Origin of the sequence: Pseudorhodoplanes sp. (genome assembly GCF_050250235.1) — a bacterium.
Classification (GTDB): domain Bacteria; phylum Pseudomonadota; class Alphaproteobacteria; order Rhizobiales; family Xanthobacteraceae; genus Pseudorhodoplanes.
Genome location: NZ_JBFWPA010000177.1, coordinates 1 through 9,897, shown reverse-complemented (window position 1 = coordinate 9,897; position 9,897 = coordinate 1). Strand labels below are relative to the sequence as shown.

Annotated in this window: 12 protein-coding genes; 10 read left to right on the top strand and 2 right to left on the bottom strand. The window is 64.9% G+C overall.

Annotated elements, in window-relative coordinates; genetic code table 11:
• The 6 genes from AB7F49_RS35110 to AB7F49_RS35085 form a co-directional block, all read left to right on the top strand.
• Nucleotides 1-915 (top strand): CTP synthase (locus tag AB7F49_RS35110; RefSeq protein ID WP_428531170.1); only part of this gene is annotated, 915 nt, incomplete at its 5' end.
• A 96-nt stretch (nt 916-1,011) separates the two neighbouring features.
• A complete protein-coding gene (locus AB7F49_RS35105) occupies nt 1,012-1,476 on the top strand; it encodes an AbrB/MazE/SpoVT family DNA-binding domain-containing protein (protein ID WP_428531167.1) in 465 nt (154 codons plus the stop codon).
• Nucleotides 1,473-1,868: a PIN domain-containing protein gene (locus AB7F49_RS35100; RefSeq protein ID WP_428531164.1), complete on the top strand. Its 396-nt coding sequence runs from the start codon at nt 1,473-1,475 to the stop codon at nt 1,866-1,868. Before AB7F49_RS35105 ends, AB7F49_RS35100 begins: the two co-directional genes overlap by 4 nt.
• A gap of 32 nt (nt 1,869-1,900) precedes the next feature.
• Nucleotides 1,901-2,764: a VOC family protein gene (locus AB7F49_RS35095; protein WP_428531161.1), complete on the top strand. Its 864-nt coding sequence runs from the start codon at nt 1,901-1,903 to the stop codon at nt 2,762-2,764.
• 63 nt (nt 2,765-2,827) lie between these two features.
• Entirely contained in the window at nt 2,828-3,664 is an 837-nt protein-coding gene (gene kdsA, locus AB7F49_RS35090; RefSeq protein WP_428531158.1) for a 3-deoxy-8-phosphooctulonate synthase, read from the top strand.
• 118 nt (nt 3,665-3,782) lie between these two features.
• Nucleotides 3,783-4,946 carry an MFS transporter gene (locus tag AB7F49_RS35085; RefSeq protein ID WP_428531155.1) on the top strand — a complete coding sequence of 388 codons (1,164 nt, stop codon included), beginning with the start codon at nt 3,783-3,785 and terminating at the stop codon, nt 4,944-4,946.
• 22 nt (nt 4,947-4,968) lie between these two features.
• On the opposite strand, the gene queF is transcribed toward AB7F49_RS35085, so the two are convergent.
• The gene (queF, locus tag AB7F49_RS35080; protein ID WP_428531152.1) at nt 4,969-5,433 is read right to left on the bottom strand and encodes a preQ(1) synthase; all 465 of its coding nucleotides are present in this window, start codon (nt 5,431-5,433) and stop codon (nt 4,969-4,971) included.
• Between the two features lie 110 nt (nt 5,434-5,543).
• Here queF and eno point away from each other — a divergent pair, with 110 nt between their 5' ends.
• Complete coding sequence (gene eno, locus AB7F49_RS35075; protein WP_428531149.1) at nt 5,544-6,827, top strand: phosphopyruvate hydratase; 1,284 nt, start codon at nt 5,544-5,546, stop codon at nt 6,825-6,827.
• Nucleotides 6,828-7,177: 350 nt separating this feature from the next.
• On the opposite strand, the gene AB7F49_RS35070 is transcribed toward eno, so the two are convergent.
• Nucleotides 7,178-7,960 carry a hypothetical protein gene (locus AB7F49_RS35070; RefSeq protein ID WP_428531146.1) on the bottom strand — a complete coding sequence of 261 codons (783 nt, stop codon included), beginning with the start codon at nt 7,958-7,960 and terminating at the stop codon, nt 7,178-7,180.
• 133 nt (nt 7,961-8,093) lie between these two features.
• Between AB7F49_RS35070 and AB7F49_RS35065 the strand changes: the two genes are divergently transcribed.
• From AB7F49_RS35065 to AB7F49_RS35055, 3 genes are all read left to right on the top strand, one after another.
• Complete coding sequence (locus AB7F49_RS35065) at nt 8,094-8,411, top strand: FtsB family cell division protein (RefSeq protein WP_428531173.1); 318 nt, start codon at nt 8,094-8,096, stop codon at nt 8,409-8,411.
• A 162-nt stretch (nt 8,412-8,573) separates the two neighbouring features.
• Nucleotides 8,574-9,593 (top strand): pyruvate dehydrogenase (acetyl-transferring) E1 component subunit alpha, encoded by a 1,020-nt coding sequence (gene pdhA, locus AB7F49_RS35060; RefSeq protein ID WP_428531143.1) that lies wholly within the window; start codon nt 8,574-8,576, stop codon nt 9,591-9,593.
• Nucleotides 9,594-9,633: 40 nt separating this feature from the next.
• Nucleotides 9,634-9,897, top strand: a 264-nt coding sequence (locus AB7F49_RS35055) for a biotin/lipoyl-containing protein (protein ID WP_428531140.1), incomplete at its 3' end; no start/stop codon positions are given.

Below are 9,897 nucleotides of genomic sequence, written 5' to 3'. Positions count from 1 at the left end.
GACGTCGACAACATCTACGCGGTGCCGGAGGCCTATCACGCGGCGGGGCTGGATTCCGAACAGCTCGCCGCCTTCGGCCTGGAATCGCGCGGCGAGCCGGATCTGTCGCGCTGGCGCACCATCAACGAGCGCATCCGCAGTCCGGAAGGCCAGGTTACGATCGCGGTCGTCGGCAAGTATACGGGCCTGAAGGACGCCTATAAATCGCTGATCGAGGCGCTCTCGCATGGCGGCATCGCCAACAAGGTGAAGGTCAATCTCGACTGGATCGAGTCGGAGGTGTTCGAGCACGAGGACCCGTCGCCCTTCCTCGAACATGTCAACGGCATCCTGGTGCCGGGCGGATTCGGGCAGCGCGGGACGGAAGGAAAAATCCGCGCCGCGCAATTCGCGCGCGAGCGCAACGTGCCCTATTTCGGCATCTGCTTCGGCATGCAGATGGCGGTGATCGAGGCGGCGCGCAACCTGTGCGGCATTGCGGAGGCGAATTCGACGGAGTTCGGACCGGCGCCGGAGCCGGTCGTCGGCCTGATGACGGAATGGCTGAAGGGCAATGCGCTGGAAAAGCGCGGGATGAACGGCGACCTCGGCGGCACCATGCGGCTCGGCGCCTATCCCGCCGTGCTGTCGCGCGGCAGCCGCGTGGCGGACATCTACGGCACGACGGAAATCTCCGAACGCCACCGCCACCGCTACGAGGTGAACACCGCCTATAAGGGCCGTCTGGAGCAGCACGGCATGCGCTTCTCGGGACTGTCGCCGGACGGCGTGCTGCCGGAAATCGTGGAGTACCAGGACCATCCCTGGTTCATCGGCGTGCAGTTCCACCCCGAGCTGAAATCGCGCCCGTTCGAGCCGCACCCTTTGTTCTCGTCGTTCGTGGAAGCCGCGGTGGAGCAGAGCCGGCTGGTGTGAGCGGACCCCTTTTGCGATTTTGCGCGAGGCCGTGGCTTGATCTTTTGACTCGAAAAATGTAAGGAAATTAGAAACTAGCTACTATAAATACGGTCGATGAACAAACACGTTGCCGGAGCGAAGATTGCCGAACAGCTTCTGACCCGGGCAGAGGGAGCGACGATGGCCGAAGTCATCGCGGCCACCGGCGGTCCTCAATATAACTTGCTCAAACGCCTCGCCGCTCTCGGCTATTCCATTCGAAAGACCAAAGAAGGAAGCAGCACGCGGTATTTCGCAAAACCGCCTGTTGCGCAGACCTTCGAAGCGACGATCACCGGCAAGGGACAGCTTACGCTTCCGAAGGCGATACGCGATCGGCTGCAATTGCGCGACGGACAGAAGCTTCGCCTTTCGGTGGACGAGGGCCATGTGGTGATGGAGCCGGTCTTCAGGCGGCTGAGCGACTTGCATGGAATCCTGCCGAAACCCAGGCGGGCGGTGTCGCTTGAGGAAATGGACGAAGGCATTAGGGATGCTGTTGCTGCTCGATTCAAGCGAGCCGTAAGTGGCAAGCGATGATCGGCCTCGACACCAACATCCTTGTCCGCCTTGTCGTGGCGGATGACGTCGATCAATCGCAACGCGCCCAACGATTTGTCGACGAAAACTGCACGCGAGAAACGCCAGCCTTTATCAATTGCGTCGTAATCGCGGAGCTCGTTTGGGTGCTGGCGAGGTCGTATGGCTATTCGCACACCCAGATCGTCGATGTTATCGCGAGCCTGCTTGATGGAGACGACAGGGTTGTCGAGCATCGAGACGCCGTTATCGCCAGTCTTGAAGATTACAAGACCGGCAAGTACGAATTCGTCGATGCGTTTATCTTGCATATCAACGGGCAAAACGGTTGCACAACAACCGCAACGTTTGACCGAAAGGCTGCACGGAATCCCGGCTACCTTCCTATTTGACCCGTCTGGGAATGAGGCCTGAGCCCAAAAAGATGCCCCACGGCCTCGACCATGTCGCTCATGCCGTCCGCGACCTCGATGCGGGGGCGGCGCTTTATCGTCGCCTGGGCTTTACCGTCGGCGCGCGCAACCGCCATCCCTGGGGCACGCATAACCATATCGTGCAGCTTCCCGGCTTCTTCATCGAAATCCTCACCGTCGCGGAGCCGGACAAGCTCGCCGGCGACGGCATGTCGGTGCTGTTCGGGGAGTTTCACCGGCGCTTCCTCGGCATGCACGAGGGGCTCTCGTTCCTGGTGCTGGAAAGCGCGAATGCCGATGCCGACGCTGCGCATTTCTCGGCCTCCGGCATCGCCCAGTCCGGCACCGTGCATTTCCGGCGCGAGGGGCAGCGGCCGGACGGCACGCCGGTCACCGTCGCCTTCTCGCTCGCCTTCGCGCAGGCCGCCGATGCCGACGCGGCCTTCGCAACCTGCCAGCAGCACTTTCCGGAGAATTTCTGGAACCGGGATTTCCAGATTCACCCCAACGGCGTGACCGCAATCGGCGGCGTCGCGCTGGTCGCCGACGATCCGCCGGCGCATGCCGCTTTCCTGCAGGCCTATTGCGGCCACGCGGAAATCGCGCGCGGGCAGGATCGGGTCGCGGCCCGTACCGTGCGCGGACAGATCGAAGTCATGACGCCGGAATTGTTCGTGCGCGAATTCGGCTGCGAGCCATCGGGGCCGGTCGGCACCTTCCGTCTTGCGGCGCTGCGGTTTCTGACGGGCACGCTTTCGGACATGCAGCAACGTCTAAAGGATGGCGGATTTTCACCGCTCGCGCATGCAGGCCGCCTGGTGGTGCCGCCCGCGGCCGCGCATGGGGCGACGGTGGCGTTCGAAGCGGCGGCATGAGTGCCGGGCGTTCCGCGGCCGCCGATTGACCGCCCGCTTCGCCCGTCGCATGGTCCGCCCGCCATGACCGCCCCGCATCCCATCGTCACGGTGAAATCCGCGCGCTTCGGCAATGCGCTGCCGCTCGCGCTGATCGCCGGCCCCTGCCAGCTGGAGAGCCGCGCGCATGCGCTGGAGATGGCCTCCGCGCTGAAGGAGATGGCGGCGCGGCTGAAGATCGGGCTGGTCTACAAGACATCGTTCGACAAGGCGAACCGCACCAGCGCGGCGAGCGCGCGCGGCATCGGGCTGGATGCGGCGCTGCCGATTTTCGCGGAGATCGGATCGAGCCTCGGCCTGCCGACGCTGACCGACGTGCATGAGATCGGGCAATGCGCGCGCGCGGCGCAGGCCGTCGACGTGCTGCAGATCCCGGCTTTCCTCTGCCGGCAGACCGACCTTCTGGTTGCGGCCGCCGAGACCGGCCGCGCGGTGAACGTGAAGAAGGGCCAGTTCCTGGCGCCGTGGGACATGAAGAATGTCGTCGCCAAGATCGCGGGCGCCGGTAACCCGAACGTGCTGGTGACCGAGCGCGGCGCCTCGTTCGGCTACAACACGCTCGTCTCCGACATGCGCGCGCTGCCGGAACTGGCCAGGACCGGCGCGCCGGTGATTTTCGACGCCACGCATTCGGTGCAGCAGCCGGGCGGGCAGGGAAGTTCGTCCGGCGGCCAGCGCGAATATGTCGGCGTGCTGGCACGCGCCGCGGTCGCGGTCGGGGTCGCCGGCGTGTTCATCGAGACGCACCAGGATCCGGACAAGGCGCCGTCGGACGGGCCGAACATGATCGCGCTGAAAGACCTGGAGCCGCTGCTGCGCACGCTGCTGGCCTTCGACCGCGTGGCGAAGAACGCCGCCTAGCGATCGCACGGCCGGGTTCTAACAGCTATTCAAAACCGGTGCAGGTCGCGGGCGGACTTCTGCGCTAGAAATCGATCCTCCGCGCTTCGCGTACCGCGACCGGCGCGATCAGGCCTCGATGTCGAAAACGCTCTTCCGTCTCAGCTTCATCGGATTCGTGACGGCGCTGGCGACGCGCTCGGTCGATCCGATCGTGCCCGCGATCGCGCAGGGGCTCAGCACCGATGCCGCGCGCGTGGCGCTCTTGTCGACCGCGTTTGCACTGCCCTTCGCGCTGATCCAGCCGATCCTTGGCCCCATTGCCGACATGGCCGGCAAGGTGAAGCTGATGATCGCCTGCCTCGTCATCCTCGTCGTCGCCTCCTTTGTCGGCGCGATGGCAACGGACTATTCGGTGCTGCTCGCTTCGCGCATCGTGGCCGGCATGGCGACCGGCGGCATCTTTCCGGTCGGCCTTGCGGTGATCGGCGACCTCGTGCCGGTACGCGACCGGCAGGTTGCGATCGGGCGCTGGCTCACCGTCATCATGACCGGCAACGTCCTCGGCGCCTCGGTTGCCGGCGTGCTCAACGACCTGATCGGCTGGCGCTCGGTGTTCTTCTTCATCGCCGGGGCGGGAACGCTGGTGTTCTGCTTCACCATCGGGCTGCGCTCGCAGATTCCCGAACGACGCCTGCCCTTCGACCTGCGTTCGGTGCCGCGCAGCTATCGCGCGATCCTGTCCAATCCGCGCGCCAAGGTCTGCTACATCGCTGTGCTGTTCGAGGGCATCGCGATTTTCGGGCTGTTTCCTTACGTGGCGCTGCTGCTGCTCGCGGCCGGCGAGGCACGCGCCTCGATCGCCGGCCTCGTGCTCGGCGGTTTCTCGCTCGGCGCGCTGCTTTACGCGATGACGGTGCAGATGCTGGTCAACCGCGTGCGGCCCGAGCGACAGATGCAATGCGGCGGCGTCATCTGCGCGCTCGCCTTCTGCGTCATCGCGCTGGAACTGTCCTGGCCGGTCCAGTTCGTCGCCTTCCTCGTGGCCGGCTATGCCTTCTTCATGATCCACGGCCAGATCCAGGTACAGGCGACCGAACTGTCGCAGACCGCGCGCGGCGCCGCGATGGCGCTGCACTCGTTGTTCTTCTTTGTCGGGCAGGCGACCGGCCCGGTGCTGTTCGGGATCGGGCTTGTGGCGATCGGCGCGCGCTGGTCGGTCGCGATCGCGGCCGCGATCATGCTCGCGCTCGGCTTCATCTGCGCGGCATTGTTCAAGCGCCTGCCGGTCAGCCCCGACTGAAGCGCGGCCGCTTCAAAATGCTTCAGCCGCGTCCGCGATAGGGCGCGACGCCGGGATCGGGCGCCCAGATTCCGGCGGGAAGCTTGCCGAACTGCCAGAACACGTCGATCGGCATGCCGCCGCGCGGATACCAATAGCCGCCGATGCGCAACCAGCGCGGCTGCAGCCGCTGCACCAGCGTCTTGCCGATCTGCACGGTCGTGTCCTCGTGGAAGGCGCCGTGATTTCTGAAGCTGTTGAAGTAGAGCTTCAAGGACTTTGACTCGATCAGGAAGCGGTCCGGCACGTAGTCGACGACCAGGTGGGCGAAATCCGGCTGCCCCGTGATCGGGCACAGGCAGGTGAATTCCGGCTGCGTGAAGCGCACCACGTAGCTTGTGTCGGGATGCGGGTTCGGCACGCGGTCGAGCCGGGCCTTTTGCGGCGAACCCGGGATGGGCGAGGGCCGCCCGAGCTGCAGCGATTGCGTCCGCTTGGTCTTGGCCATTCCGCTCTCCGATCGGGCCGGACCTTATCCGAAGGGAGCGCGGGCGTCAGTCTTTGCGCGCGCGGGGCGATTGTGTAGAAGCGGCGCAAAATCACACCGGACAGGGCCCCATGACCGCCATCGCTGACATCCTCGCACGCGAAATCCTCGACAGCCGGGGCAACCCCACCGTGGAGGTCGACGTGCTGCTGGAGGACGGCTCGCTCGGCCGCGCCGCGGTGCCGTCCGGGGCCTCGACCGGCGCGCACGAGGCGGTCGAGCTGCGCGACGCCGACAAGGCGCGTTACCTGGGCAAGGGCGTGCGCAAGGCGGTGGACGCGGTCGAGGGCGAGATTTTCGACGCCATCGGCGGCATGGATGCCGAGGACCAGGTCGGCATCGACGAGAGCATGATCGCGCTCGACGGCACGCCCAACAAGGCGCGGCTCGGGGCCAACGCGATCCTCGGCGTGTCCCTTGCGGTCGCCAAGGCGGCGGCGCAGGCGGGCGGGCTGCCGCTCTACCGCTATGTCGGCGGCACTTCCGCGCGCGTCCTGCCGGTGCCGATGATGAACATCGTCAATGGCGGCGTGCATGCCGACAACCCGATCGACTTCCAGGAATTCATGATCATGCCGGTCGGCGCCGCAAGCTTCGGCGAAGCCTTGCGCATGGGTGCGGAGATTTTCCACACGCTCAAGTCGGCGCTGAAATCCGCCGGCCACAACACCAATGTCGGCGACGAAGGCGGCTTCGCGCCGAACCTGCCGAGCGCGGAGGCGGCGCTCGATTTCGTCATGCAGGCTACGGCCAAGGCCGGGTTCAAGGCGGGCGACAATGTGGTGATCGCACTCGACTGTGCCGCGACCGAATTCTTCAAGGGCGGCAGCTACGACTATGCCGGCGAGGGTACCAGGCGCTCGCCCGCGCAGCAGGCCGACTACCTGGCCAAGCTCGTGGGAGGCTACCCGATCGTCTCGATCGAGGACGGCATGGCCGAGGACGATTTCGACGGCTGGAAGCAACTGACCGACAAGATCGGCGGCAAATGCCAGCTCGTCGGCGACGACCTGTTCGTCACCAACGTGGCGCGACTGCGCGAGGGCATCGCCAGGGGGCTCGGCAATTCGATCCTGGTCAAGGTCAACCAGATCGGCACGCTGACCGAGACGCTGGCTGCGGTCGAGATGGCGCACAAGGCGGGCTACACCGCGGTGATGTCGCACCGTTCCGGCGAGACCGAGGATTCCACCATCGCCGATCTCGCGGTCGCGACCAATTGCGGACAGATCAAGACCGGTTCGCTCGCGCGCTCCGACCGCACCGCCAAATACAACCAGCTCCTGCGCATCGAGCAGCAGCTAGGCCCGCAGGCGCGCTATGCCGGGCGAAATGCGCTGAAGGTATTGCGCTGATCAGACTTGGGGCAGTTCTCACTCCGTCCTCATCCTGAGAGTCTGAGCGGAAAGTCGGCCGGGTTTTTTCGATATTTACCGAGACGTCGTCATGGCCGGGCTTGTTGTCCCGGCCATCCACGTTTTTCTTGCTGTGGTGTCGCCAAGACGTGGATGCCCGGCACAAGGTTTACACCCGGGCCGGCCGAAGGCTGGTCCCGTGTGCCGGGCATGACGGAATCACCAAGACCGTGATTTTGTCGGTTTCATTTCCGGCCAGACTCCGAGGAGCGCACTGCGTGCGCTCCTCGGCATGAGGCCGGGATAGGGTTGCGCGAAGCTTGCCGGGGACGGCTGAAAAAGGAGGGCTCTCAGCCTCGCGTCAGTTGCCGCACCTCGTTGCGCACGAAATTGCCGATGCGCTTGGTGCGGTTTTTCAGGATCGGCAAGAGCCCGCTATCGACGAAATAGGTAAGCAGGATGCTGTCGCGGGTGTCGATTTCGCGGCCCACGGGATCGGCGGAATGCCAGGTGTCGGTGCCGACCGCGAAGGCATAGCCGGAATTGCGCGCGAACGGCATCTGCGCCTCTTTCTGCAGCGTGCCGTCCGGCTTCACGCCGTGGAAGATGGTGCCGACATTGGTGTGGTTGTCGTCGGCCGGCAGATAGAACTGCACCGTGACGCCCTTCCAGCGGGTGTCGGTATGCGGGGCGATTTCATAGCCCGGGATGTCGCGGGTCAGGATCGGGATCGGATAGAATCCGGTATCGGCGAATTTGGTGCCGAAGCGCTTTTCCAGCGGCTTGGCCAGCCGGCGCACGAAGGCGTTCTGCACTTCCGCCGAGCAGAGCGCGCGCCCGATCACGTCCCACAATTCGCGCTTGGGCTGCGGCAGCACGCGGATATATTCCGGGAACAGATCGATCTTGACCCGCGTCGCGGTGCCGTCGTCGCGCACATGGCCTTTGCTGCGCCCCGACATCGGGCGGTAATCCTCGTAGACCGGCTTGTTGCCGACGATGCGTTCGTAGACGTCGTCGGGAAAGACGTGGCTGAATTCGAGGTGATAGAAGGGCCGTTCGACCGCGCGGGCCCCCTCGACCGAAGCCACGACATGCGCCGCAAGCGCCTTGACTGCCGCCCGATCCACCATCGCGCCACCTCTGTGTACGAATGCCGGCCGCTGTGATGCCGCCGAAGCGTGGATTTTTCAAGGGCGGATGGGCGCGGACGGCGGAGGCAACCGCATTAAACCGCCTTTAACGCGAAAAACGTCACTGTCCGGCATGGTCACCCGGCGCCGACTCCGTTCCTTCCTCACAGCCCTCTGCCTCTATGCGATGGCAGGGCTCCTGATCGGCTATTTCGGCATCAATGCGTTTACCGGCAACCGCGGCTTGCGGGCGCGCCAGGACATCGACCGCCAGATCGCCGAACTCAGTGCCGAGATCGCGCGCACCCGCGCGGAGCGCGAGGTGTGGGACCGCCGCGTCTCGCTGCTGCGAACGGACCGTATCGACCCCGACCTGCTCGACGAGCGCGCGCGCGCGGTGCTGAATTACGCGCATCCCCACGAGGCGGTATTGTTGCTGCGCAGGCCCTGAGCGCTCCGCTACGCCGCGCAACAAAGTGTCGCACGACGCCCCGTCGCGGCAGCAATTGTTACGCGCGGTTGTCCCCGGGCGCCGCTGCGCTCGGCTTTCGCCCCCTGGCGAATTCCGCTATTGAATGGGCAAAACCATGCATTGCAGTGCCGAGGGAGCGTCATGGCGGTCGCAAAGAAGGCTCAGGAAGCGTCGCCGGCCGGCGATCAGCCCAGGATCGCCAATTTCACCAAGGAACAGGAACTCGAAGCCTACCGGGAAATGCTGCTGATCCGCCGGTTCGAGGAGAAGGCGGGCCAGATGTACGGCATGGGCCTGATCGGCGGCTTCTGCCACCTCTATATCGGCCAGGAAGCCGTGGTCGTCGGCATGCAGATGGCGCTGAAGCACGGCGACCAGGTGATCACCGGCTATCGCGATCACGGCCACATGCTGGCCTGCCGGATGGACGCCAAGGGGGTCATGGCCGAGCTGACCGGCCGCCGCGGCGGCTATTCCAAGGGCAAGGGCGGCTCGATGCACATGTTTTCCGTCGAGAAGCATTTCTACGGCGGACACGGAATCGTCGGCGCGCAGGTCTCGCTCGGGACCGGACTGGCCTTCGCCAACAAATATCGCGGCAACGACAATGTCGCGCTGACCTATTTCGGCGACGGCGCCGCCAATCAGGGCCAGGTCTACGAAAGCTTCAACATGGCCGAGCTCTGGAAGCTGCCGGTCATCTACGTGATCGAGAACAACCGCTACGCCATGGGCACGGCGGTGCACCGCTCCTCCGCGCAGCAGGATTTCTCCAAGCGCGGCGTCTCCTTCAATATTCCAGGCGAACAGGTCGACGGCATGGACGTGCGCGCGGTCAAGGCCGCCGGCGACAAGGCGGTGCAATGGTGCCGCGAGGGCAACGGGCCCTACATTCTCGAAATGCAGACCTACCGCTATCGCGGGCATTCCATGTCCGACCCGGCGAAATACCGCACGCGCGAGGAAGTGGAGAAGATCCGCAACGAGAACGATCCCATCGAGCAGGTGCGCAAGCGCCTGCTGGAGAAGAAATGGTCGAGCGAGGACGAATTGAAGGCGATCGACGCCAATGTCCGCGCCATCGTCAACGAGGCGGCGGAATTCGCCACCAACGATCCCGAACCCGATCCGTCCGAACTCTACACCGACATCCTGCGCTGAGATTTCCGTCCTGCGTCCCGTACCCGATTGAAGGCTGCCGATGCCGACCCAAGTATTGATGCCCGCGCTTTCGCCCACGATGGAGAAGGGCAATCTCGCCCGCTGGGTGAAGAAGGAAGGCGACTCCGTCAAATCCGGAGACGTGATCGCGGAGATCGAGACCGACAAGGCCACGATGGAGGTCGAGGCCGTCGACGAGGGTACGCTCGGGAAAATCCTGATCCCCGAAGGCACCGCCGATGTCGCGGTCAATACGCCGATCGCGGTGATCCTGAGCAACGGCGAGGACGCCTCCGCGATCAAG

Excerpts from the sequence above, each read along its gene's own strand:
- queF (WP_428531152.1), bottom strand. The coding sequence starts at position 5,433 with ATGGCCAAGACCAAGCGGACGCAATCGCTGCAGCTCGGGCGGCCCTCG.
- AB7F49_RS35100 (WP_428531164.1), top strand. The coding sequence starts at position 1,473 with ATGATCGGCCTCGACACCAACATCCTTGTCCGCCTTGTCGTGGCGGAT.
- AB7F49_RS35070 (WP_428531146.1), bottom strand. The coding sequence starts at position 7,960 with ATGGTGGATCGGGCGGCAGTCAAGGCGCTTGCGGCGCATGTCGTGGCT.
- kdsA (WP_428531158.1), top strand. The coding sequence starts at position 2,828 with ATGACCGCCCCGCATCCCATCGTCACGGTGAAATCCGCGCGCTTCGGC.
- AB7F49_RS35085 (WP_428531155.1), top strand. The coding sequence starts at position 3,783 with ATGTCGAAAACGCTCTTCCGTCTCAGCTTCATCGGATTCGTGACGGCG.
- pdhA (WP_428531143.1), top strand. The coding sequence starts at position 8,574 with ATGGCGGTCGCAAAGAAGGCTCAGGAAGCGTCGCCGGCCGGCGATCAG.
- AB7F49_RS35095 (WP_428531161.1), top strand. The coding sequence starts at position 1,901 with ATGCCCCACGGCCTCGACCATGTCGCTCATGCCGTCCGCGACCTCGAT.
- eno (WP_428531149.1), top strand. The coding sequence starts at position 5,544 with ATGACCGCCATCGCTGACATCCTCGCACGCGAAATCCTCGACAGCCGG.
- AB7F49_RS35065 (WP_428531173.1), top strand. The coding sequence starts at position 8,094 with ATGGTCACCCGGCGCCGACTCCGTTCCTTCCTCACAGCCCTCTGCCTC.
- AB7F49_RS35105 (WP_428531167.1), top strand. The coding sequence starts at position 1,012 with ATGAACAAACACGTTGCCGGAGCGAAGATTGCCGAACAGCTTCTGACC.